This window comes from Methylococcus sp. ANG (assembly GCF_040730495.1).
Classification (GTDB): Bacteria; Pseudomonadota; Gammaproteobacteria; order Methylococcales; family Methylococcaceae; genus Methylococcus.
Genome location: NZ_CP160399.1, coordinates 393290 through 418660, shown reverse-complemented (window position 1 = coordinate 418660; position 25371 = coordinate 393290). Strand labels below are relative to the sequence as shown.

The 25371-nt window shown below is 63.9% G+C and carries 14 protein-coding genes, 2 tRNA genes and 1 pseudogene; 12 read left to right on the top strand and 5 right to left on the bottom strand.

Going from position 1 to position 25371, the window contains the following annotated elements:
• Positions 1-2 precede the first annotated feature (2 nt).
• Entirely contained in the window at positions 3-980 is a 978-nt protein-coding gene (gene hemH, locus ABZN20_RS01930) for a ferrochelatase (RefSeq protein ID WP_218806463.1), read from the top strand.
• A gap of 72 nt (positions 981-1052) precedes the next feature.
• Positions 1053-3311 carry a penicillin-binding protein 1B gene (gene mrcB, locus ABZN20_RS01925; RefSeq protein ID WP_367026614.1) on the top strand — a complete coding sequence of 753 codons (2259 nt, stop codon included), beginning with the start codon at positions 1053-1055 and terminating at the stop codon, positions 3309-3311.
• Positions 3312-3408: 97 nt separating this feature from the next.
• On the opposite strand, the gene ABZN20_RS01920 is transcribed toward mrcB, so the two are convergent.
• From ABZN20_RS01920 to hypE, 4 genes are all read right to left on the bottom strand, one after another.
• Positions 3409-7446 carry a bifunctional diguanylate cyclase/phosphodiesterase gene (locus ABZN20_RS01920; RefSeq protein ID WP_367026613.1) on the bottom strand — a complete coding sequence of 1346 codons (4038 nt, stop codon included), beginning with the start codon at positions 7444-7446 and terminating at the stop codon, positions 3409-3411.
• 59 nt (positions 7447-7505) lie between these two features.
• Positions 7506-9596: a methyl-accepting chemotaxis protein gene (locus ABZN20_RS01915; RefSeq protein WP_367026612.1), complete on the bottom strand. Its 2091-nt coding sequence runs from the start codon at positions 9594-9596 to the stop codon at positions 7506-7508.
• A gap of 129 nt (positions 9597-9725) precedes the next feature.
• On the bottom strand, positions 9726-11441 hold the full coding sequence (locus ABZN20_RS01910; RefSeq protein WP_367026611.1) for an ABC transporter ATP-binding protein/permease: 1716 nt from the start codon (positions 11439-11441) through the stop codon (positions 9726-9728).
• Between the two features lie 192 nt (positions 11442-11633).
• Complete coding sequence (gene hypE / locus ABZN20_RS01905; RefSeq protein ID WP_218806458.1) at positions 11634-12659, bottom strand: hydrogenase expression/formation protein HypE; 1026 nt, start codon at positions 12657-12659, stop codon at positions 11634-11636.
• Positions 12660-12783: 124 nt separating this feature from the next.
• Between hypE and ABZN20_RS01900 the strand changes: the two genes are divergently transcribed.
• The 6 genes from ABZN20_RS01900 to ABZN20_RS01875 all read left to right on the top strand — a co-directional run bounded on the left by ABZN20_RS01900 (position 12784) and on the right by ABZN20_RS01875 (position 18692).
• A tRNA-Gly gene (locus ABZN20_RS01900) sits at positions 12784-12859 on the top strand.
• A 164-nt stretch (positions 12860-13023) separates the two neighbouring features.
• Positions 13024-13097: transfer RNA gene (locus tag ABZN20_RS01895), tRNA-Cys, on the top strand.
• A 481-nt stretch (positions 13098-13578) separates the two neighbouring features.
• A complete protein-coding gene (locus ABZN20_RS01890) occupies positions 13579-14181 on the top strand; it encodes a hypothetical protein (RefSeq protein WP_367026609.1) in 603 nt (200 codons plus the stop codon).
• A 45-nt stretch (positions 14182-14226) separates the two neighbouring features.
• The gene (locus tag ABZN20_RS01885) at positions 14227-15183 is read left to right on the top strand and encodes a chromosomal replication initiator protein DnaA (RefSeq protein WP_367027522.1); all 957 of its coding nucleotides are present in this window, start codon (positions 14227-14229) and stop codon (positions 15181-15183) included.
• Between the two features lie 114 nt (positions 15184-15297).
• Complete coding sequence (locus ABZN20_RS01880) at positions 15298-16350, top strand: PspC domain-containing protein (protein ID WP_367026608.1); 1053 nt, start codon at positions 15298-15300, stop codon at positions 16348-16350.
• On the top strand, positions 16350-18692 hold the full coding sequence (locus tag ABZN20_RS01875; protein ID WP_367026607.1) for a mechanosensitive ion channel domain-containing protein: 2343 nt from the start codon (positions 16350-16352) through the stop codon (positions 18690-18692). Before ABZN20_RS01880 ends, ABZN20_RS01875 begins: the two co-directional genes overlap by 1 nt.
• On the opposite strand, the gene ABZN20_RS01870 is transcribed toward ABZN20_RS01875, so the two are convergent.
• Positions 18693-19913, bottom strand: a complete 1221-nt coding sequence (locus ABZN20_RS01870) for a toxic anion resistance protein (RefSeq protein WP_218806453.1) — start codon at positions 19911-19913, stop codon at positions 18693-18695.
• Positions 19914-20118: 205 nt separating this feature from the next.
• On the opposite strand from ABZN20_RS01870, the gene ABZN20_RS01865 reads away from it, so the two are divergent.
• The 4 genes and pseudogenes from ABZN20_RS01865 (at position 20119) to ABZN20_RS01850 (ending at position 25284) form a co-directional block, all read left to right on the top strand.
• On the top strand, positions 20119-24162 hold the full coding sequence (locus tag ABZN20_RS01865) for a ribonucleoside-diphosphate reductase subunit alpha (RefSeq protein ID WP_367026606.1): 4044 nt from the start codon (positions 20119-20121) through the stop codon (positions 24160-24162).
• Positions 24163-24272: 110 nt separating this feature from the next.
• Positions 24273-24692, top strand: a complete 420-nt coding sequence (locus ABZN20_RS01860; RefSeq protein ID WP_218806451.1) for a hypothetical protein — start codon at positions 24273-24275, stop codon at positions 24690-24692.
• Positions 24693-24727: 35 nt separating this feature from the next.
• Positions 24728-25054 (top strand): annotated as a pseudogene (locus ABZN20_RS01855) (cytochrome b); the annotation flags it as partial.
• A gap of 89 nt (positions 25055-25143) precedes the next feature.
• Positions 25144-25284, top strand: coding sequence for a cytochrome b (locus ABZN20_RS01850; protein ID WP_255556378.1), 141 nt, complete (start codon positions 25144-25146; stop codon positions 25282-25284).
• The last annotated feature ends 87 nt before the right edge of the window (positions 25285-25371 follow it).

The following is a 25371-nucleotide window of genomic DNA, read 5'->3' as shown; positions in this document are numbered from 1 at the left end:
CCATGAGCTCCGGCACCGCCCGACTCGGAGTCCTGCTGGTCAACCTCGGCACGCCGGAGGCGCCGACGCCGAAGGCGGTCCGGCGCTATCTGCGCGAATTCCTGTCCGATCCGCGGGTGGTCGAGATTCCCCGCGCGCTGTGGTGGCCGATCCTCAACCTCGTCGTGCTGCGGGTCCGGCCCGGAAAATCGGCCCATGCCTACCGTACGATCTGGACCGAACGCGGCTCGCCGCTGCTGGCCTATACGGAGGACTTGCGCGATCTGCTGGCCGCCGACGGCAGATTCGCCGCCGTCGAAATCGCCATGCGCTACGGCAGTCCCTCCATCCGTTCGAAGCTGGAGGCGCTGCGGCGCCGGGTTGAAGCGATCGTCGTGCTGCCGCTCTATCCCCAGTATTCGGCCGCTACGACCGGCTCGGCATTCGATGCCGTGTGCGACGCCGTGAAACCCTGGCGCCACATTCCCAGCCTGCATTTCATCGGCGACTATTACCGCTCGCCGGCGTACCTGGAAGCCGTCGCCTCGAGCATCCGCTCGTTCTGGCGGGAACACGGCCGTCCCGAACGCCTGTTGTTCTCCTTCCATGGACTGCCCAAACGCTGCATCGACCTGGGCGATCCCTACGCCGGCCAGTGCCAGGCCACGGCGCAAGGCATCGCCCGTTTGCTCGAACTGAACGATGACGAATGGCTGCTGGTCTACCAGTCGCGCTTCGGCCGAGCCGAATGGCTCAAGCCCTATTGCGTCGACACCCTGCGGGAACTTCCGGCCCGGGGTATCCGGCGAGTGGATGTGGTGTGTCCCGGTTTCGCCGTGGATTGCCTGGAGACCCTGGAGGAAATCGCGATCGCCAACCGCAACGAATTTCTCGGCGCCGGCGGAAAATGCTATCGCTACATTCCCGCCTTGAATGCGAGTCGGGAGCATGCCGATGCCCTGATCGGCCTGCTGGAGCCTTACCTGGCACCGACCGCCTGACCGGCCCGCCATTCCCCGGAAACCTTCGATCGGTGATCCCCTGTGACGTCCGACTCCTCTCCCCCAAAGCGCATGACCCGCAAGATCCTTTACATACTTGCACTGGGCCTGGCGATCGCATTGATCGTCTATCTCGCCTATCAGGACTCCGTGATCCGCGAAAAATTCGAAGGCCGGCGCTGGGCTCTGCCCGCCAAGGTGTACGCCACGCCGGTGGAACTCTATGCCGAGGCTCCGATCTCGGCCGAGCAACTGGTGTGGATGCTGGATCAGCTCAAGTACCGCAACGATCCCGAACTGACGTCTCAAGGCAGCTACACGCGCAAGGGCAGCGAGATATGGCTCAGAACCCGGGAGTTCCTGTTTCCCGACAAATCCGAACCCTCCAGCACGGTTCGAGTCGCGTTTAACGGCGGCGCGGTGCAAGCGCTGGAGGGCCTGGACCCGACCGACGCCCCGGCCCTGGTGCGGCTGGACCCGGTGCAGATCGGCAGCTTCTACCCGGCGCTGAAGGAAGACCGGATACTGGTCAAGCTCGAGGAGGTGCCCAAGTCGCTGATCGACGCGCTGCTCGCGGTCGAAGACCGTGATTTCTACGAACATTTCGGCCTTTCGGCCAAGGGCATCCTGCGGGCGACCTGGCAGAACGTCAAGGCGGGCGGCTTCGTCCAGGGCGGCAGCACGCTGACTCAGCAACTGGTCAAGAATTTCTTTCTCAGCTCCGAACGCACGCTGGAGCGCAAGATCAGCGAAGCCTTCATGGCGCTGATACTGGAAGCCCGCTACAGCAAGGACGCGATTCTCGGAGCCTATCTCAACGAAATCTACCTGGGCCAGGACGGCACCCGCGCCATCCACGGCTTCGGCCTGGCGAGCCAGTACTATTTCAGCCGTGCCCTCAACGAACTGGAGCTGCATCATGCGGCGCTGCTGGTCGCCCTGGTGCGGGGACCGACCTATTACGACCCCCTCAAACACCCCGAGCGCAGCCGGGAACGGCGCGACCGGGTGCTGGATGCCATGGTGGAGCAGGGATTCGTCACGGCGGCCGAGGCCGACGCCGCCAAACAGCGGCCGCTGGACGTGATCAAGAACCCGCACCAAGCCATCAGCCGCTATCCCGCCTTTCTCGATCTGGTCAGGCGCCAGCTCCAGGAGCAATACCGTCCCGAGGACCTGACCTCCGAAGGGCTGCGCATTTTCACGACACTCGATGTCTTCGCCCAGGAGCATCTCGAATCGGCGATCGCCAAATCCTTGGCGCGGCTGGACCATTCGACCCGGCCGGAAGAACGGCTGGAAACCGCGGCCGTCTTCACCCGACGCTCCAACGGCGAGATCGCGGCCTTCGCGGGCGGCCGCGATGCCGAGTCTTCGGGCTTCAACCGCGCGCTCGACTCCGTCCGCCAGATCGGTTCCCTTTACAAACCGGTGGTCTATCTCACCGCCCTGGAGCAGCCCGGCGGCTACACCATCGCCACCCCTCTGCTGGACGAAGCCATCAAAGTGGAAGGCGGAGGCAAACCGTGGACACCCAAGAATTACGACGGCAGGGAGCATGGGCAGGTGCCGCTGCACACCGCGCTGGCCAACTCCTACAACCTGGCGACGGTGCGGCTGGGCCTTGGCATTGGCGTCGAACGCACCGCCGAGACGCTCCGGAAGCTGGGCGTGAACCGTGAGGTTGAAACCTATCCCTCGCTGCTGTTGGGCGCGGCCGACTTGACGCCGATCGAGGTCGCCACCCTGTACCAGACACTCGCGAGCGACGGTTTCGTCACGCCCCTGCGGGGAATCCAGGCCGTACTGTCACAGGACGGCCAGACCCTGCAGCGGTTCGGGCTGGAGCTTCGCCAGGCCGTGGACCCGGGCGCGGTCTACCTGCTGAATACCATCCTGCAGGAGGTCATGAGCGGGGGCACCGGGCGTTCCGTCCACACCTACCTGCCGGAGGATTTCCACGTCGCCGGCAAGACGGGAACGACCAACGACATGCGCGACAGCTGGTTCGCGGGTTTCAGCGGCGACTACACCGGGGTGGTCTGGGTGGGGCGCGACGACAACCGTCCGGCGGGCCTGACCGGCGCCCGCGGGGCGCTGCAGATATGGGGCGCCACGATGCAGAAAATAGCGAAGGAACCCCTCGATCTCGTCCCGCCGGATAACATAGAAATACTCAGGGTCGATGAACATACTGGGCTGCGCGCCGACGCTGGCTGCGCCGACGCACGGGAATTGCCGTTCGTCAAAGGCTCGGAACCGGCGGCCTGGGCGCCCTGTGCCGAAGGCGGGGAAACCGGTGGAGATTCGTGGATCAAGAAACTGTTCTGAACGGCCCCGGCTACCCCAGTCCGCCGATTCGCCCGCGGCGAGCGGCGCGGAAGCAGGCCAGCCGTCGGGCTTCCGCCTCCAACGCGGACGGACGGCATCAGTCCCGATAGCGCAGATCCGTCTCCAGGCGCATCGCATGCTCCATACGCCATTTGGTGAACTCCTTGGAACTGAGCGGACGCGAGAACAGATAACCCTGGCCGAAGTCGCAGCCCTGCTCCAGCAGGATGCGCCGCTGTTCTTCGCTTTCGACCCCTTCCGCGATGACCTTTAGCCCCAGGCTGTGGCCCAATGCCACCACCGTGCCGGAAATCGTCCTGTCATCGGCGTCGAAGGCGATGTCGCGGACGAAGCTGCGGTCGATTTTCAACGTGGCTATCGGCAGGTTCTTGAGATAGGACAGGCTGGAATAGCCGGTGCCGAAATCGTCGATCGAGAGGCTGCATCCCAACGCGATCAGTTCCTGCAGCACGATCATGGTCTGGGCGTCGGCATCCAGCAAGGTGGATTCGGTCAGTTCGAGCTGCAGGGACGAGCCCGGGACGCCGTAACGGCACAGCAACGACTCGACGCGCCGCACCAGCCGCGGATCGCGGAAATGGCGGGCGGCCAGGTTGACTCCGACGGTGATCGGCGCCAGATCGGCTTTCTTCCATTGGGCGAGATGGCGGCAGGTGTCTTCGAGCACCCAGTCGCTGACGGCGACGATCAGATCATTGCTTTCGGCGATGGGAATGAACTGGTCGGGCGACAACAGGCCCCGCGCGGGATGCTGCCAGCGCACCAGGGCTTCGGCCCCGACCAGCTTCCCGTCGGCCAGATCGATCTCGGGCTGGAAGAAGGTCCGGAGCTCGCCGGCAGGGATTGCCTCCCTGAGTTCGGACAAAACCGTCAGCCGCGCCAGCATGTCCACGTTCATTCCGGGATCGTAGAAACGGAACTGGTTGCGGCCCTGCTGTTTCGCGTGGTACATCGCCGTGTCCGCGTTGCGGAGCAAGGTTTCGAAATCGGTTCCGTCATGGGGGTAAAGGCTGATGCCGATGGAGCCCGTCACCGCAAACGCCTGGCCCGAATGCTCGAAGGGCTTGCGCAGGGCAACCAGTATCTTGTCGGCGACTTGCGACACCCCGTCACGGCCCAGGTCCGGCAGAAGCAGCGCGAACTCGTCCCCGCCGAGGCGCGCGATCGTGTCCGTGTCACGAGTGAATTCCTTGATCTGCGCCGCCACCCGGACCAGCAGTTCGTCGCCCACCTGATGCCCGAGGGAATCGTTGACATCCTTGAAGTGGTCGACATCCAGGAATACCACCGCAAGCTCTTCCTTGCGGCGTTCCGCCCAGGCCAGCGCATATTCCGCCCGCTCCATCAGATAGCGCCGGTTGGGCAGGGCGGAGAGAGGATCATAATAGGCCAGGTGGTGAATGTGCTCTTCCGCCTCCTTGAGGCTGGAAATGTCCGCGGCGACGCCGATGTAGTTGACCGTCGCCCCGGTCTCGTCGCGAACCGCCACGATCGTCTCCAGAACCGCAAACAGCTCGCCATTCTTGCGCCGGTTCCAGAATTCGCCCTGCCAGGATCCTTCCTGTTCGACCGCCCGCCACATCGCCGCGTAGTACTCTTTGCCATGCCGGCCGGAGTGCAGGAATGCCGGCGTCCTGCCCACCGCTTCCTCCGGGCTGTAGCCGGTCATGTCGCTGAAGGCGGGATTGACCGCCACGATGACGCGGTTCGCATCGGTCACCATGATCGACTCGCGTACCGCTTCGAACACCTTGCCTGCCAAAAGCAGACGTTCATCTCCTTTTTTCCGGTCGGAAATGTCGATGCATGACCCGACATAGCCGACGAATTCGCCGCCCGCATCGAACCGCGGCGTCGCCTTGCCCAGCATCGTGCGGTACTCCCCGTCGCGACGGCGCAGGCGGTATTCGATCTCGAACGGCTTCCGTGCGTCGAACGCAGCGGAATAGGCGCCGGTCCAGCGGGAACGGTCCACGGGGTGTATGCCCTCCAGCCATCCGTCACCCAGTACGTACTCGAGCGAACGCCCGGTGAAATTCAGCCACATATCGTTGAAAAAAGTGCAGGCGCGCGCGGTGTCCCCCATCCAGATCAGCACCGGTGCCGAATTGGCCGCCAGCCGGAACCGCTCCTCGCTTTCCCTGAGCCGCATCTCGCTCCTTTCCCGTTCCGCGTCGCGGGCGAGGATCTCCAGCGCGAAAGAGACGTCCATGGCCATGGTGTCGAGCACGGCAACGATGTCTTCCGAAAAGAAACCCGGTTCGCCCGCGTAGAGGTTGATCGCACCTACCACCTTTCCGAGCCGCCAAACGGGAAAAGCGCCGGAAGCCCGTACGCCCGCGGCACGGCCTGCCTCATGCCACGGCCGGGTGGCGGGATCGGCGAGAAAATCGTCACTGATCACGTGGTGGCCGGCGGTCACGGCCATCCGCGCGGGACCGCGGTGCTGCCCGGTGTCTCCCCCGGACAGGTTCAGGCTTCCCACATAACCAGCATCGTCTCCGTACCGGGCAACGGGGGCCAGGGTACCGGTTTCACTATCGATCATCCCGATCCAGGCGAAGCGGAAGCCGCCATTCGTGACGGCGATCCGGCAGATCGAGTCGAACAGCTCCTGCTCGCTGGTATGGCGGACGATGACCTGGTTGGTCTGCGCCAGCAGGCTGTACAGATCCTTCTGCCGAGCCAGCGCCAGTTCGATACGCTTGCGCTCGCTCACGTCCCGCACGATCGCCTGGACGAAATCGGCCCCCTCCACGCTGATCGAGCGGACGCTCAGCTCCACCGGAACCGGCACCCCGTCCTTGCGGGTATGCACCGACTCCCAGACGCCTCCCCCCCGGGCGACCGCTTCCTCCAGACGCATCTGCTGGACACCTTCCGCATCCCCGGCCACGACCTCGGCCAGGGCCATCCCGGCCAGTTCCTCCCTGGAGTACCCATAAAGCTCCAGCGCGCGATCGTTGGCATCGACGATGTGGTGATCCCGGTCGGCGAGGAGAATGGCGTCATTGGCGTATCTGACGAAGTATTCGAAGCGCCTCAACAGGTCGGCCCGTTCCCTTTCCGCCCGAAGCGCGGCTTGCGCGTGATGCCGGTCGGACCATCGCCCGAGCAATGCCGCCGCGGCCGCGAGGGTGCCCAGCAATCCCAGCAACGACGCGCCGAGAACGAACGGCTGGGCTTCCTGCGGAAGCGGCGTGGAGCGCATTTCCGCCATCACGTACCAGGCTGATCCTGGAATCGGCGCCCCCAGCGACAGCAGGGCCGCTCCGGCGTCACGTTCCTGCGTGAGCAGTCCACGCTCGCCCCGGACGATTCTGAACGCCGCTTCGGAAACCGGTGTCGCCTGCGCCGAAGGCTCCCCGTCACGCGCGAGAAAATTCCGGTCCAGGGATACCACGCGGTTTCCTTTCTGACCGATCAGAGAAATCTCCGTGTTGAACTGCGACAGCGATTCGAGCAAGGCGCGCAGGAAATGCCCGGCATCGGCTACCATCACGATGGCGCCCACGAGCCGACGCTCTCCATTCATTTCATGCGATACCGGGATAAGCGCATCGGCCAGAAAGTCGCTTTCGTCCCGCGAAAGGTACCAGTCGCCGAGGACCGGGCGTGCGCCCTCCCCTTCCGCCGGCATTGGAATGCGCTCGTATTTGCCCTCCCTACCGTGCTCACCCTGGGCCTTCAGCGACAAACGGATTCTGCCGGCCGCATCGAGCAGCAGAACATCCCGGTAGCCGCCCGCCTCCCGGGACGATTGCATTTGGGACAGCACCAGCCGGGTCGAAGCCGTATTCTGCTTGTCCGCGGCCAGCCAGGCGCCGGCCGCCGCGAGGAACGAAGCATTCCCGGCCACTTGCTCCGCATCCGCCAGCCTTTCGGCGCGCCATTGCACAATATGCTGGAATTTCGCCTGAACCACCGCTGCCAGTGTGTCGCCGGCGTGCGACCGCAAATGCTGCACATGGGACAGATAGAACTGCAACCCGCCGAGGAGGGTGGTGCAAACCGCCAGCGCGATGATGACCGACCATCGGGGGAAGCATCGGACCGAGCGCACCACCGCTACCCGCTTCACGCCAAGTGATGCACCCTTTGTCTCGTTACTCATTATTGCCCCTGGAAATAACGCGAAAACACAGGGAAAGGCCGTACCGCCGCGAAAGCGATTTACAGCCTGAACTTGCCGATTTCAGCCTGCAGCTCCTGCACTGCGGTGTGGAGCTTGACCACCATCGAGCTCAAGTGCTCGGACGATGCCGCCGCCCCTTGGGCTTCATCCTTCAACGCGACCATCGCACCATTGATCTGCTGCGCGCCCTCCGCCTGCGCTCGCATTCCTTCATAAACCCGGCCGAAACCCGGCACCAGATGGTCGATCCGCTCCAAAACGGCGGTGAAATGGTCGGCCAGCCGCCGCACATTCGACAGACCGGCCGTGCTCATCTCCTCCTGGAAAGACTCCAGGACCTGGACTCCCCCTGCGACCGCCCGTTGCATGTCGCGCACCATCGCCTCCACATCCAGCGCCGCGACGGCACTCTGGTCGGCCAGCCGCCTGATCTCGCTGGCGACGACGGCGAACCCCGCCCCTTGCTTCCCTGCTTTCTCGGCTTCGATCGATGCATTCAACGAAAGCAGATTGGTCTGGACGGCGATATCCGTCATGGCATTCATGATCCGGTTGATGTTCTGCGCCTGCTCGCCGATGGCGGCGAAGCGCTCCACCACCGACGACATTCCCTCGCTCATGCGATGCATCGCCGCCTCCGTTTCCGCCAGGCACTCTTTCCCGGCCGAGGCGACTTCCGCCGTTTCGGCGGTTGCCCGCGCGACATCGGCGATGCTGCGGACCATCTCATCGCCGGTTGTCGAAATCTCGCGAACCGAAGCGGCGATCTGCTGTGTCAGCGCGCCGAAGTCATGGGCCAGGCTTTCTTCATGCCGGGCCGCCACGGTGATTTCATCGCCAACGGCAACCAGCTGCTGGCTGGACCGCTTCACCCGCCCGATCAAATCGGCCAAAGCCTGCCGCATGGCCTCCATGGCCCGCACCAGATCACCGATTTCATCCGTGCCCGCAGCATCCAGCCTTGAACTCAGATCGCCGGCCGCGACCTGCGCCGCGACCTGCGCGGCATCCTCGATACGGCGGCTCACCGCCCGCAAGGCCAGGAACGCCACCCCCAGGACGGCTGCCAGGATAGCGGCCGACACTCCCAGTGCCCCCTTGACGGTACCGATCAGGCCAGCCAGGATTTCCGCGCGGCTGGCAGCCAGAACCAGCGTCCACTCGCCAGTCGCCAGACGGGTCGATACAAAATAGGTTTCGGCGCCGTTGCGGGGATCGGGGACCAGTTGGAAGGTACCTCTACCGGTATCGAGATACGCCGGCTCCAATACCGGCAACCAGGGGGTATCTTCTATGGGACGGGCCCGGGCGGACGGGTCGACCGTCGACGCGATGATGCGCCCCCGCTGGCTCAAGAGGAAAAACCCGCCCGCTTCATGGCGATGCATCCCCCGAAGTGTTTCGTCGATGTCATTGAGTGCCTTGTCCACTCCCGCGATGCCCAGGAACCGCCCTTCCCGCATCAAAGGGACGGCATGCTCCACCATGTATTTCCCTTCATAGTCATAAGGTTCGGTCACCATCGCGAATCGCTGGCCTTGCGCCCCACGCCCGGAATGCCGGTAAAGCCGGCTGATCCCTCCGGCCAGACTGATGCCCTCCTCCTCGGCCTTCCCTTCGTGGCGATTCTTGACCCCGCGGTAATAGTAACTCGACTCCGTGTTCGCCAACGGCGACAGCCTTATCCGCATGGGGTCCTCACGGTCGCGAAACCAGTAAGGCAGAAACCGTCCTTCCCGGCTCACCGCGTCCGACGGAATCCCGCCGGCCTCGGAAACGGAACGGTCGTGGCCGTCTCCATCGGGTTCATAGCCGAAATAAGCGCCGGTAAACTCGGGAAAGGCCTCGAGTATCTTGCGCGCGAACTCCAAGGATACCAGCCGATTGCCGAACAGCCCCGCTTCTTGCGCCAGCGCCATGGTCCTCGGGACGGTCAAGGCGGTGATATTGGCCAGTTCGATCCTCAACCCCGCCTCGTTGACCTCGGCCCGAAGTCTCAGCTCCGACTCCCGGACCAGGTCCCGGTAATAATTCCAAATGACGAACCCCAGCATCAAGGCCATGGCCAGAGCCATTGGAAGAACGCAGGCGACCAAGAGGCGCGCGCGCACCGTCAATCGGAGTCGCATGTCGAAACCCTAAGAAGAGCTAACGGGGTATGGGAAAACGCAGTCTCCATCTGCCCGCGAAGGACTGGGTCTGGACGGCACCGCAAGGGTGCTGCACCCGCCAAGGGTCGGAATTGCCGCTAAACGGTGTCAGCCGGCCGGTTCGACGACCGCACCATCCCGAATTTCTTTCCAGGACCAGCGGCCCTCGGGTTCCAGATCCAGCACGGCATCGTAGAACGACAGATTGTCGTGGCTGTTGCCGAGAGTGATGTAGGCGATCGAATTGTCATGCAGCATTTGCAGCACCCGGTCCAACTGCTCGGCATCGAGGGCGGTTCCCGGCCGGTCCAGAAACACGAAGCGCGGCCCCAGGAGCAGGAGATGCGTGAAAGCCAGAAGCTGCTGCTCTCCCAGGGACAGGACGTCGTCCCAATCGGCCTCCGTATCCAAACCGCCGACCCGGACGAGGATGGAATCGATGTCCAAAGACCGCAATGTCGCCATGATCCGGTCGTCCGGAATCTGATCTTCACCGCCCGTGCGCAGCAACGACTCGCGCAGAGTTCCAGGGGGCAAGTACGGCCGTTCCGGCAGAAACAGCGTATCCTCGAGGCCGGGACGGATGATCTTTCCGGTTCCCACATTCCAAAGATCCGCCGTCGCTCTGAACAAAGCCACCTTCGCGGTCTGGTTCTCACCTCGGATCAGAAGACGGCCACCCGCCGGAATCTCCACGGAAAGCTGGTCGATCAGAAGCCGACCGTCCCGCGGCGAGTACAGGGTCAGTTTCTCGTAGGCGATCCGGTCGCACATCTCGCAGACTTCGATCGGTGCCGCGGTTCCCGAGCGCACCTTCTCCACGGCCTGGACCAGACCGCGGAGCCGGGCTATCACCGCGGTGTATGCCGAGATGGACTGAAACTGCGTCACGATCAGCGAAAACGCGCCGAGCAGATAGGTGAACGCCATCGCCGACTGGGTGATCACACCGAATTCGACTTTACCATCGATGAACAAGGGTGCTACCACCAGTGCCGGTATGACCGGGATCAAATAGTTGTACCAGGTCGTGAAAAATCCGAGATTGCGATTGACCGCGATCAGCCTGCGGAAATTGGCGGTGAGCGCCTCGAGCTGACGCAGCAGACGGGACTGAATTCGCCGTTCGCGATGCAGCAGCGCGATGGATTCGGCGTTTTCGCGGACATGGATGAGACCCGCCCGAAAATCCGCCTCGCGGTCGAGCTGATCATAATTGAGCTGGACGAGGGGCCGCCCCAACCGAACCGTGAAGTAGGAACCGGCCACGGCATAGACGACCGCGACCCCGAACAGCAGCGGACTGATGCTCCACATCACGCCGGAAAAAGCCAGCACGGTGAACGAACTGTTGAGAAGCATCAAGGTAAAAGAAAGGGTGGTGACGGTGAACGCCTTCACGTCCTCCGCGATGCGTTGATCGGGATTGGCAACCTCCTGGCTCTCGTCGAGACGGAAATAAATGCGCTCGTCCAGATAAGCATTCACCAACCTTCGAGTCAGCCATTCCCGCCAGAGCAGACCCAGCCGTTCTTCGCAAAACCGGTAGATCACCGCCGCGACGGTGGTCGCAGCGAACACGCCGAGATAGATCGCCGCATACCAGACGAACCCACCCATGTAGCGATTTTCGATCGCGGTCATGAAATCCCGGCCCACATAGCTGTTCAGCACGTTCAGACCGTTGATCGCCAGCATCAACAGAAGGAGCGAAGCAAACAGGATCTTGGCCTTCCAGCCCACTTCCGAGCCGGCGAAATCCCTCACATTGCCAAGGATGCGCTTCAGGATCAATCCATATTTTGAGACTTGTTCGGCGCTCATGATTGTTCTTCTCGAATGCTTTTCCCGCAGATGCCGAAGCGGAGATCCGCCCGCGAAAAAAAAGGGCGGCCGGCCCGGCCGAGCCGCGGCTCATCTTGCCGGCACCGGAACTGGACGGCGTTGAGGCATTATCGACAAAACGCGAAAAGACACAATCGACGCGTCCGCTGCGAACGATTATCGTCCGCCGATTCAGCAAATGCGGGGGAGTGGATCGTCTTCGAGTTCAGGGAGGATTCTTTCGCCACCCAGGGATGTCTGAAGAACGACTCGCGGAACCCCTGCTTCGATCACGCCCGCGATGCCCGCCTCCGTGAATCCCCCTCGGTGGAGCGCCGCCACCGCCTCAGCCGCGGCAGCAGCGTCCACGACCGCCACGACCCGTCCTTCACAGGCCAAGTAATAAGGGTCGTAGCCCAGAATTTCGCATACGCTGCGAACTTCCGGCCGAACCGGCAAATCACACTCGAGCAGGCGAACGGTCGCACCGGCAGCCCGGGCGATCTCGTGCGAGACGGTTGCCACGCCTCCACGGGTGGGATCCCGCATGAAACGCAGAGCCGGGAAGCCGAGCAGAATTTCGGCAATCGGCAGGACGCTTCCCGCATCGGACCGGAGATTGCCGGACAACCCGAACTGCTCCCGAGCCAGCAATACCGCGGCGCCGTGGTCTCCCACCGGACCGCTCACTATGACCCGGTCACCCGGGCGAACGCGGTGCAAGCCCAGATCGAGACCCGACAGCCTTTGCCCTATGCCGGTGGTCGCCAGATAGAGCCCACCGCCCTGCCCCCGCCGGACTACCTTGGTATCCCCGGCCAACACCCGCACACCGCAATCCGCGCAGGCACGCGCCATGGATGCAACGATCCGCTCGAGAATCTCGACGTCCAGCCCCTCCTCGATGAAAACGTTGAGGCTGAGAAAGCGCGGCACCGCCCCGGAAACGGCAAGGTCATTGATGGTGCCGTGCACCGCGAGACTCCCCACATCGCCTCCCGGGAACTCCAGAGGCTCTACGGTGAAGCCGTCCGTCGTGATCATCCACTCGGCGTCACCGGCTTCCAGCGGAAGCCTTGCCGCATCGGCGGCGGTATCCAGATCTTCCCGGCCGAGGTGGAAAGCGAAAATTTCTTCGATGATTTCCCGCATCAAGCGGCCCCCGTTACCATGGGCCAGCGAAATCCGAACGGCATCACGACGGTCGTCGTCATTCATTAGGGTTGGTGGAAAGATTGTCTTGAAAACGGATCAGATGGTAGCAGAGTAAGCGGTCGCCGTAGCTCTTGAATAAAGCTTGTTGACATCCCAATCAGGATCAGTAAAATGCTGCGAATCGAATGCGGGAATAGCTCAGTTGGTAGAGCACAACCTTGCCAAGGTTGGGGTCGCGAGTTCGAGTCTCGTTTCCCGCTCCATCGCTTTCGGAAAAGCCGCGTTCCTAACCGCGGCTTTTTGCTTTAACGTGAAAGTCGCAGTACCTTATCCCCCCTCTCCCTTTGGGAGAGGTGAGGGGAACGATCATGACGAGCAGTCGCTTTCATAGTCCAGGGCGGTTGGTGCCATGAACGTTAACTTCAAAGGCTGAGTGGCAGAGTGGTTATGCTGCGGATTGCAAATCCGTCTATGCCGGTTCGATTCCGACCTCAGCCTCCATCTTTCTCCTTCCAGATCAACAGCGTAAGGCAAACCGCGCTTATGCCGGTCTTGCCAGAGCACGTCCAAAGCCGGTAGAAATCGGCCAAAAACCCGCCCCGAGTGGCCGAAACCACTCCACTAACGGACGATTTGTCCGTCACCGTTGGAGCTGGAATGGCCGTCATACGGAAGCGCTCGTCCGGAGCGTGGGAAGTCGTCATCCGTCAAGAATATGCGTCCGCGGCCCCCACTACGCAACTCTCGATTCCGAAGCCGAGGCGCGTGCCCATGCGCGCAAGCTCGATGCCATCTTCGACTCCGGCATCGTTCCACCCGAGCTTCAGGAAAACCATGAGCCCGATGTGACGTGCCCTCGGGGCATAGTCTACGGAAAAGCCGCGCCGTTTCAGGTCGCATCCGGCGCGGAAATTCGTACGCGACCTGAACCGACGTCCGGTGCGGCTAGGCTGAGGGCTCCTTATCTCCCGGGAGCACCGCCATGGACCGCGAAACCGGCTATTTCCTGCCCAAATCGATCCGTGAAATCGATCGCCGCCACGCCCGGCCAAATCCAGCCCAATACCTACCCTTCCCGCTGGAGCCGAACTCGTCTCCCGCACCCCGCCGCCCGCCTTCGGCGCTGAAATTCTCCTCCGGCCTCCTCACCGGTGTGGTTCTTGCCACCGCCGCCGTGCTGCTGTCCGACCTCATGGGCATTCGCGTCAGGCTCCCTTCCCTGGCTCCGGACACCAGCACCGCCGCTGCAACGGCAGTCCGGCTTCAAGCCCCCGCCGAGGTGATCGACAAATACGAGCAGCTCAAGCGGCAGGTGGAGGAGGCCGACCGCCGGGTGCTGGACGCCGATCAGCGCGTGGTCGAACTCAACAAGGCGCTGGCGGAGCAGACCCTGAAAGCGCAGTTGGCCCAGAAAACACTGGATCAGGTGCTGGAGGGATTGCAGAAGAATGCCGAGGACCGCGGCGACGGCGGCGCCACCGCCAGCCTGCGGGAACAGGCGCACAAACTCTCTCCCGCGATCATGGCCTGGCTGGCGGCCGGCGGGGAGAACCTGACGCTGTGCAAGAAGACTTCGGAGCGGTAACCGCGATGCGTCCCGAGACTCCGAACCCGTCTTTCCGGTTTTCCAATTTCATCGAGGCCCGATCGAACAGCAAGGCCGGAACGGCTGCGCTGCGGGTCGCCCGGAACCTGGGACCGGCGCCTGTCCCTCTGGGGTGCGGCCGGCCTGGGCAAGACGCATCTGCTCCAGGCCATCGGCAACGAAAGGCTCCGCCTGAATCCCGAGGCCCGTATCGTCTATCAGACCGGCGAAGGCTTCGAGGCGGACATGGCCGCCGCCCTGCAGGAAGGGGCTATCGCCGGCTTCAGAGACCGCTACCGGAGTACCGACCTCCTGCTCTTCGACGACGTTCAGCGCTTGGCGGCGAAGGTTCGCGCCCAGGCCGAACTGGTCCGGCTGTTCGATGCCCTGCTCGAAAGCCGCCGGTCGATCGTGCTGGCGGGCGACCGTTCTCCCTACGACATGACGGGGATGGCGGGCGATCTCAAGACCCGATTGAACCTGGGACTGTCCATCTCCATCGAACCACCGGACCTGGAGACCCGCGCCGCGGTCCTCATGCAAAAGGCGCGGACATGGGGGATCGACCTGCCTCCGGAGGTGGCGTTGTTCCTCGGCAGGCGTATCCGTACGGATCTGGCGGAGCTGGAAAGAGCGCTGTTTCGGGTGTCGGCATGCGCCCGGCAGCCGATCACGCTCGAAACCGCGGCCTGGGAACTGCGCCACATCATCGCCTTGCCGGACCGGACGATCACCGTCGAACGCATCCAGGCAGCGGTGGCGAACCATTTCGGCATCGCTCCCGGCGATCTGCTGTCCAACCGGCATGCTCTCCCGCTCCAGCTTGCCATGGCTTTGTGCCCGGAGCTTACCGACCATGGCCTCGAGGAAATCGGCCGCAGGTTCGGAGGCGGGGACGCCGGGGCGGTGCTGCTCGCCTGCCGTGAAGTGCAGGCGGCGCGGGAAGCCGATGCGCGATTCCGGGACGATTTTTCCCATCTGCTTGGAATGCCCGCCCTCTGAACAAGGCGCGGCCTGGATTCCGGGCGATGAATGCCGGACCGGAGGGAACAGGCGTGGGCTCAGTTGCGCTATGCTTGCCCGGTTTACGGCCACCCGACGGTTTCGATGCGCTCCATGCAGACCCCCGCTCCCCTTCCCCGTTCCTCCCGCCTCGAACGCGATCTCGACCGGCGCCGCATCGGCGGCGTGTGCGCGGGGATCGCACGCTATTTCGCGCTGGACGTGTCGCTGGTCCGACTGATCTTCCTGGTCTCGATCTTCTTCAGCTTCAGCTTTACCTTCTGGCTCTACCTGGTGCTCTGGCTGGTGCTGCCGGCGCGGGGAGCGGGTTTGTCCTGGGGGCTGCGGAGAAAGGCGCGGCGTCTGGCCCGGCGGTTCGACGGCGCCCGCGCGCGGGCGAGGCTGCCGGCGCTGCAAGCCAAGCTTTCGGAAACCGAGGCTTTGGTGCAGTCACTACTTCCACAGCTCGATCTTCCCCGCTCGCAGCAGTCGCCGACATTGCTGGCGGTGCGCAAAGCGGCACTGGAAGAGCTGCCCGCGCTGCTGAACCATTATCTGGAACTTCCCGAGCATTACGCCGCCAGACACAGGCTCGACGACGGCAGAACGCCCGAACAGCAGCTCGTCGCCGAACTCGACACGCTGGAACAGAGCCTTCGGCAGGTCGCGCTCGAAACCTTCAGCGAGCGTTTCGCCCGCACCGCCGGCAATCTGGACCAGCTTCGCGAACAATTCGACGAAGACCCCGCGGCGACGGTGCGGGTGCGGCTGGAAACCCTGCAAAGCCGCCTCGCCGGACGCCTCGACCCCGAGGCGGAAGCCCGGATCGCCAGCATCGGCGAGTCGCTGCTCGCGGCGCTGGACCGGCTACTGCGCACGGCCCATGAGGCGGACCCCATGCTTTACGACGTCCGCCGCATCGCCCTGGAATATCTGCCGGACGCGGTGGAGCACTATCTCGCGCTGCCCGCCGACCTGGCCCGCACCGAACCGCTGCTGCACGGCAAGACGGCCCAGGCGGTGCTGCACGAACAGCTCGACGTGCTGGACCAGTCCCTGCGCCAGATGCTGAACAGCCTGTACCGCGACGACGCCCAGGCTATCGCGGTGCATGCCCGGTTCCTGAAAGAGAAATTCGCCCGCTCGCAGACCGAATGGAGTTCCTGATGGCGACACACAGCCTGCGCCGCGCCGCGGGGGCGCTGCTGGCGCTGCTCGCTTTGGCCGCGCCCGCCGCATCCGGCCAGACGCCTGCGTTACCGGGCGGCAATGCCCAGGCGGAAGCCTCCCCCTCCCCCGCCGCGATGCCGCCCCCCGCGGAGCTGCGTCCGGAAATCCAGCGGAAACTGGAAGACGCCATTGCGCTCCGCGACAGACTGGCGGGTGAGGACAACGCAGCGGAATTCACGCCCGAGGACAAGGCGCTGGCCCGCCGCCAGTCCGACCTCCTGGTCTACATCTATCAAGTCGAATTGGAGACCCTGTCGGAACAGGAAGCGGCGAGCCGGGCGCGCGACGAGGCCAAAGCCAGGGAAGCGGCCTGGTCGGGCTTCGATCAGCCGCCGCCCTATTCGGTGCTGCTGCTGGACGATCTGCAGGATGCGCTCGACGCCGCCCGGACCAAGATCGCGGCGTTCGAATCCGCCCAGGTCCAGCTCCAGCGCGACGCCGTCCGGTTCGAGGCGGACGCCAGGCAGGAAAAAGCCGCCGTGCGGCTGGCCGCCGAAGCCGTCGAACAGGCCAGGACGCCGGAGGACGCCGCCAAGGCGAAATCGAACCAGGCGCTGGCCCAACTGCGCCAACGCGTGACGGACAACCGTCTGGCCTGGAGCGGGCTGGAACTCACCCTCGCCAAGACTCGGCTCGACGCCTCGAAATCGGAAGCCACGCTGCTCCGGAGGCAGATCGCCAAGGCCCGCGACGACAGCACGTTCACCCCTCAGGATCTGGCGGCTGTACAGGAACGCCTGCGGCAGTCTCAGCAGCCCCTGGAGCGGGAGCAGCAAGGCATCCTGGCCGATCATGAGCGCTGGAGCAAAGAGCGCGAAGCGGCTGCGCGCGCACTGCAGCAAGCCAAAGCCGGTGCGGATGCGGCCACGCCAGGGCCGGAGACCGACGCTCTCGCTGCACGTCTGAAAGCGGCCGACGCCTGGCTGCAGACCCTTCGGTTCCGCAGCTATGCCGTGAACACGAGGGGGGCGATCGGCCGCTATCTGTCCGACCTCTGGAACCAGCGCTACATCCTGGTGACCAGCCCCGCCCCCGAAGCCCGGCGTCCGGCGTTCGACCTCATCGGCCAGAGCATCGAACGGCTGCAGCCCGTATTGGCCTATCTCGCCGCCGAATCGGATCTGGCGTACGCGGAAGAACGCGGCCAGGCGGCGCGGCTGGACAAGCTGCAAGGCGGTACCGACCAGGTCCGGGGCTACGAACAATCGGCGGCCGAAGCCTACCGCGCCCGCCAGGAGGCCGTCCAAAAATTGCGGCTCTTCGTGGACCGGACCGAACGCACGCTACGGCGCTGGCGGGACGAACACAAGGTTCAGCTCAGCGCGCTCGGCTTCGAACAGCGGCTGGGCGAGTTTATCGCCGCGGCAATCGGTGTCGCCAAATCGGTTTGGCAATTCGAACTGTTCGCCGTCGACGACAGCATCGAAATCGAAGGCAAAGCGGTCGCCATCAGCCGTGGCGTCACTTTCGGCAAGAGTGTCGGCGCGGTGCTGCTGTTCCTGCTCGGCTACTGGCTGTCCGGCGTGTTCAGCCGGCGGTTCCAGCATGTCCTGATCACCCGCGGCGGCATGGACGCGCCCCAGGCCAATCTGTTCCGCCGCTGGCTGCGCGCTGCTGTCATCCTGGTGCTGCTCCTGATCGTGCTCGACTTCATGAGCATCCCGCTCACCGCCTTCGCCTTCCTGGGCGGCGCCCTCGCCATCGGCGTGGGTTTCGGCACCCAGACCCTGCTGAAAAACTTCATCAGCGGCGCCCTGATCCTGTTCGAACGCAAGATCAAGGTCGGCGACATCGTGGAAGTGGACGGCATCGTCGGCACGGTGACCGACGTCGACGTCCGCTCGTCCACGGTACGCGGCTTCGACGGGGTGGAGACGATGCTTCCGAATTCGACTTTCCTCGAAAACAAGGTCACCAACTGGACCTACACCACCCCCAAGCTGCGGCGCTCGGTCAAGGTCGGCGTCGCCTACGGCTCGCCTTCGCACCGGGTTTCGGACATCCTGCTCGAATGCGCCGGCCGCCACGGACTGATTCTCGACGATCCGGCACCGTTCGTGTGGTTCGAGGACTTCGGGGAGAATTCGCTGGTGTTCGGACTCTATTACTGGCTGGAAATGCACCCGTCCATGAGCGCCTACCAGATTGCCAGCGACCTGCGCTTCATGATCGAAAAACGCTTCGCCGAGGAAGGCGTCACGCTGGCCTTCCCGCAGCGCGACGTCCATCTCGACAGCGTCCGTCCGCTCCAGATCGAGATGGTGCCGCGCCGGACCTGACTACAGAACGATCTCGTCTTCCTTCGCGGCGGGCAGGGTGCCGGCCACTTCCGCCACCGTCTCCTCCCGGCTGCGGTCCAGATAGGTCTTCGACCGGGCGACCGCCTGGGTCAGCGCGTCCACCGTCTGCCGCATGTTGTCCAGCGCCTGCAGCTTGTAGCCGGCGACCATGTCCATGGTCTCGTAGATGTTCTGGAACGCGGCCTGGAGCTGCTTCAGGTCGACGGCGGTGCCGCCGGCCTGCTCGTGCACCCTGCCGGCCTGCTGCTTGAGCATGGCCGAGGTGGATTCGATCAGGCTGCCGGTGGTGGCGCGCAGGGCGCCTACTTGATCCAGCACCAGCTTCTGGTTGGCCAGGGCCTGGGCGACGATGACCGCGGTGCGCAGCGCGGAGACGGTGGTCGTGGTCGCCCGTTCCACACCCTTGATGAGCTCCAGGTTGTTCTTGCGAATCATGTCCATGGCCAAGTAGCCCTGGATGGTCACCGCGAGCTGGGTGAGGATGTCCTGCACCTTCTGGCGCACATAGAACTGCAGCTCTTCGCGGACCACGCGGGCTTTCTGCGGGTCCTGCGCCTCGATTTCGGCGAGTTTCCGCTCCAGCGCGGTGTCGATCTTCTTGCCGACGTAGGCGTACTGCTCCAGTTTTTCCATGATCTTCCAGGCCTGGATCTTCTCCTCCTCGATCGCGGCATTGTCCTTGCGCAGCTCGTCCTGGCCGGCATAGAGCGCCTGGATGATGCCGTTGATGTGCGCCTGGGCCGATTCGTACTGGCGGAAATAGTCGTGGATGCGGCTGCCCATCGGGATCATCCCCAGCAGCTTGCGCGGCTCCAGCAGATCGCCCTGGCGCGAGGGGTCCAGCTCTTCCACCTTGGCGCGGAGGTCCAGCAAGGCGCGGGAAATATCCGAGCCGCTGTCGAAGACCCCTGTGCTCATGGCCCGCATGGGCTTTTCCAGCAGCCGGTTGGAAATGCCGGCCGCCGCCCGGATTTCCTCGTTCCCCAGGGTGTGCGCCCCGGCCAGCCTGGACTTGAACTCCTCGCTATGCAGCGGATGGCCGATGACGGCGGCGATGAAGTCCTCGACCTTCACGTCCAGCTTCGCCAGGGTCTCGGCTTCCAGCCGGACCATGCCGGCCGCCTGCGCCTCGTCGACCGGCTGGACCGGCTGCGGCGGACTGAGGGTTTCGGGGGGCGTCAGCTCGGAATTTGCGCTCATCGGGACTCCATCGCGGAAGAAAATGAAAGCGCAACTGTATCACCCGGCCGCGCGGACATGCGAACCGGCGCGGGCTGGGGCCGCTTTTCCACAGGCTATCCACATCTCATCCACCGCTTTGACACAACATGATGTGCTTGACTCGATTCAAAAGCACCGTCTATAGTGTTTGTACGCGCGACCACAACCCCAGGAGGTCCTATCCATGCTTACCGAAAACGCCGCACGCCCCCTCTCCGACGCCCCGCTAGACGCCGCTCCGGCCGAACTCCGCAGCCTGTCCCCCGGCGAAGTCCGGGTCATCCGCCGCAACGGCAAAGTCACGGGTTTCGATGCCGCCAAGATCAGCGTCGCCATCACCAAGGCCTTTCTCGCCGTGGAAGGCGGCAACGCGGCGGCGAGCCGGCGCATCCACGAAAGCGTGGAAGAGCTGACCGACCTGGTGGTCAAGGCGCTGCTGCGGCGCCTGCCCGGCGGCGGCACCATCCACATCGAGGACATCCAGGACCAGGTCGAGCTGGGGCTGATGCGGGCCGGCCACCAGAAGGTCGCCCGCGCCTACGTGTTGTACCGGGAGGAACGTGCCCGCCTGCGCGCCGAGAAAAGCCGCGAGGAAAAAGCGCAGCCGGGCGGCGAGGACGTGGTTTACGTCACCCTCGAAGACGGCAGCCGCAAACCGCTGGATACCGCCCGACTCCACCGCGTCGTGGAGGAAGCTTGCCGGGGCCTGGCCGACGTCGAGCCGCAATGGATCATCGAGGAAACCCGCCGCAACCTGTTCGACGGTGTGCCGGAGAAGGACGTGGCTCCCACCCTGGTGATGACCGCCCGCACCCGCATCGAGCAGGAATCCAACTATTCCTACGTCGCGGCCCGCCTGCTGCTGGACGCGCTGCGCCGGGAAGCCCTGAGCTTCCTCGGCCATGGCGCCGTTTCGGCCACCCAGGACGAGATGCGCGAGCGCTACGGCGAATATTTCAAGGACTACGTGAAGCGCGGCGCCGAGCTGGAGCTGCTGTCGCCGGAGCTGACCCGCTTCGACCTGCAGCGGTTAGGGCAGGCGCTCAAGCCGGAACGCGACCTGCAGTTCAATTACTTAGGTCTCCAGACCCTGTACGACCGCTATTTCATCCACAGCGGCGACATCCGCTTCGAGCTGCCGCAGGCCTTCTTCATGCGCGTCGCCATGGGGCTGGCCATCCAGGAAGTCGACCGCGAAGAGCGTGCGATCGAGTTCTACGACCTCTTGTCCTCTTTCGACTTCATGTCCTCGACGCCGACGCTGTTCAATGCCGGCACGCTGCGGCCGCAGCTTTCCTCCTGCTACCTGACCACGGTGTCGGACGACCTGGACGGCATCTACAGCGCCATCAAGGACAACGCCCTGCTCTCCAAGTTCGCCGGAGGCTTAGGCAACGACTGGTCACGGGTACGCGGCATGGGCGCCCACATCAAGGGTACCAACGGCAAATCCCAGGGCGTGGTGCCCTTCCTCAAGGTGGCCAATGACACGGCGGTAGCCGTGAATCAATGCTTCGCGCCGGAAACTTCCATTTATACCGCCGACGGCATCAAGGCCATCCGCGAGGTTCAGGTTGGCGATCTGGTTTTGGGCATCAGCGGAACCTATCGCGAAGTCACCGACAAGATGGTCTACAACCAGACCGATCCCATGATCTCCGTGCACGTCAAACACAGCGTTGAACCGCTGGCCGTCACCGCCGGCCATCCGTTCTTCGCGATCCGCGGCGTACCGATGGAGCAATCCTGTGAACGCACCCTGGACTGGCTGGAAAAGGGCAAGGTAAAGGCTGAATGGATTGAAGCCAATGAATTGCGGCGCGGTGACTACATGGCCCAGGTCATCCCCACCGAAACCGTGCTGGTGGAAAACTTCGGCGAAGAAGACGCCCGTCTCTACGGCATCCTGCTGGGTGACGGCCACCTTTCCAAGGACGGCATGCAGTGGGGCGTTTCCGGCAATCCCAACAAGGACGCACACATGGCCTTCGTCCGCGCCTATCTGGCGGAACGCGGCATCCATTTCTGGGAAACCGGACGCGGCGAAACCTATGGCCAGATCCATTGGGCGTCCGGCCGCGGCGTGGTACGCGACGGCAGCACCGGCCGGATCAGCGGTGCCGGCGCCCCCACCCTGCCCTTTGTTTATGACGACGTGTACGACGCTCAAGGCCGCAAACGCGTCAGCCGCCGTTTCAGCCATCTGCCGCGCATGCAGACGCTGGCATTGATTCATGGCCTGCTGGAAACGGATGGCGGCGTCAGCCGGGGCAAGGAAATCTACTTCACCAATACGTCCAAATCGCTGATCGAAAGTTTGCGCTACCAGTTGCTGCGTCTGGGCATCCCGACCGCCGGTCAGTACCGTGAGCGGGAAAACGATCACATCGCGCGCCGCCAGGATGGTTCGAAAATCTCGTTCAAAGGTCTGACCAAAGTCTACGACCTGCGCATACCGGCCGTGCCTGAGATCGCCGAACTCGTCGGCTGCAAGGCTTTGACAAAACGTAATTGGATCACCTGGCAGGGCTGCGTGTTCAGCCGAATCCGTTCGATCAAAAGTTTGGAAGTGAAGCCCTTCGTGATCGACCTGAAGGTGGAAGGCGACGAGTCCTACATGACCGCCGCCGGCCTCGCGCACAACGGCGGCAAGCGCAAGGGCGCGGTTTGCGCCTACCTGGAGACCTGGCACATCGACATCGAGGAGTTCCTAGACCTGCGCAAGAACACCGGCGACGACCGCCGCCGCACCCACGACATGAACACCGCCAACTGGGTGCCGGACCTGTTCATGAAGCGGGTGGCGGAAGACAAGGACTGGACGCTGTTCTCGCCGAACGACACCCCCGACCTGCACGACCTGACGGGCCAGGCCTTCGAGCAGCGTTACCAGGAATACGAGGCCAAGGCCGACCGCGGCGAGCTGAAGCTGTACAAGCGCCTGCCCGCCAGCCAGTTGTGGCGCAAGATGCTGTCCATGCTGTTCGAGACCGGCCATCCCTGGCTGGCCTTCAAGGACCCGTGCAACCTGCGCTACACCAATCAGCACGCGGGCGTGGTGCATTCGTCCAACCTCTGCACCGAAATCACCCTGCACACCAACGATAGCGAAATCGCCGTATGCAACCTGGGCTCGGTCAACCTGGCGGCGCACATCACGCCGGAAGGCGCGCTGGACACGGCGAAGCTGCGGCGGACCATCGCCACCGGCATGCGCATGCTGGACAACGTCATCGACATCAACTACTACAGCGTGCCGCAGGCGCGCCGCTCCAATCTGCGCCACCGCCCGGTGGGCTTAGGGATCATGGGCTTCCAGGACGCGCTGTATAAGCTGCGGCTGCCCTATGCCTCGCAGGAGGCCGTGGCCTTCGCCGATCTGAGCATGGAAGCGGTGAGCTACTACGCGATCCAGGCCTCGAGCGACCTGGCCGAGGAACGGGGCCGCTACAGCACCTTCGACGGCTCGCTGTGGAGCCGGGGCATCCTGCCGGTCGACTCCATCGCCCTGCTGGAAGAGGGCCGCGGCGGCTACCTGCAGATGGACCGGAGCTGGACGCTGGACTGGGATGCCCTGCGCGAACGGGTGCGCACGGTCGGCATGCGCAACAGCAACACCATGGCGATCGCGCCCACCGCGACCATCTCGAACATCTGCGGCGTCTCGCAGTCCATCGAGCCGACCTACCAGAACCTGTTCGTCAAATCGAACCTGTCGGGCGAGTTCACCGTGGTCAACCCCTATCTGGTCCAGGACCTCAAGGCGCTGGGGCTGTGGGACGCGGTCATGATCAACGACCTCAAGTACTACGACGGCAGCGTGCAGAAGATCGAGCGCATCCCGGAACCCCTGAAGCAGCTCTATGCCACCGCGTTCGAGATCGATGCCCGCTGGCTGATCGAGGCCGGTTCGCGCCGCCAGAAGTGGCTGGACCAGGCGCAGTCACTGAACCTGTACCTGGCCGAGCCCTCCGGCAAGAAGCTCGACACGCTCTACAAGCTGGCCTGGGTGCGCGGCCTCAAGACCACGTACTACCTGCGTTCGCTGGGAGCGACCCACGTCGAGAAGAGCACGGCCTTCGACGGCAAGCTCAATGCGGTGAAGACCGACCCGATCGACGACGCCATTCCGGGCCTGCGCCAGATGGAAGCCGCCCACGCCGACGTCCGGCCGGCCGAACCCAAGGCCTGCCTGATCGACGATCCCACTTGCGAAGCGTGCCAGTAGCCGGAACGCTCATCCTTGTGCATCATGGGCCTGGCGTCCGGTAAGGCCGTCAGGTCCTGGCGGAAGGCTCCCTGAAAATAACTGAACTATCGAGAGGTATGGAGAGGCAAATGAGCGAACTGACCAAACTCATCTACGCATTCGTAGGCATCATGATCATCGGCTTCGGGATCGTGTATTTCTCCAAGGAAACCGAGCAGGACAAAGTCGGCCAGGCGCTGCTGATGTCGGGCAACATGTTGAACACCTATGCGCGGGAATCCTGCACCCAGGCCGGCGAAGCCAAGGCCGGCACTCATCTTTACATGCCGAGCGAGTCGCAGAGCGACGGCAACAGCTACGTGAACCTGACCTGGAACTACACCAACAATGGCGACCACGTGCTGACCTGCCGCTACGAACGCGACAAGGGCATCACCGAAATGACGCTCGACGGCGCCCCGGTCGGCAACGTCAGCGTGGACCGCAGTGCGGATGCGCCGTCCCGCGCCGCCGGCGCGGCCAACGGCAAGCACGACACCGGCCACTGAGGCCGTCTCCGGTCCTGCAAGCGGGAAGTGTGTCCATGAATATGACTGACGGCGAATACACGGGGACCGCCAAGTGGCTGCACTGGGTCATGGCCGCGCTGATCGTGCCGGCATGGCTGATCGGCTTCTACGTCTCGGACCTGCCGAAAGGACCGGAGAAAGCCGCCATCATGGCCTGGCATAAAGGGTTTGGCACGGCGGTGCTGGCCCTGATAACCGTCCGGCTGGCTTGGCGGCTGCTCAATCCGCCGCCACGGCTGCCGGACACCATGTCGCCCGGCCTGCAGCAGGCGGCGCATTCGGCACACTGGACCCTGTACGGCCTGATGATCGCCCAGCCCATGAGCGGCTGGGTCATCAGCTCGGGCTACGGCTACCCGGTGAAGCTGTTCGGATTGATTACCCTGCCCGCCCTGGTCGAAAAGAACGAAGCCCTGGCGGGGAAACCTTCGTGGAGATCCATCGATTCCTGGGTTGGGCTCTGGCGGCCCTGGTGGTGGGCCATGTCGTCATGGCGATCAAGCATCACCATATCGACCGCGACGGCGTTCTGAAACGGATGCTGCCCGGCCAACACCCGCGCGCCGACTGACCCGGCCTTTTTCCTTGAGCGGCACCGACACACATTTTCATTAAGGGAGCAACAACCATGCTGAATTGGGACGATCCCCTCGCCGGC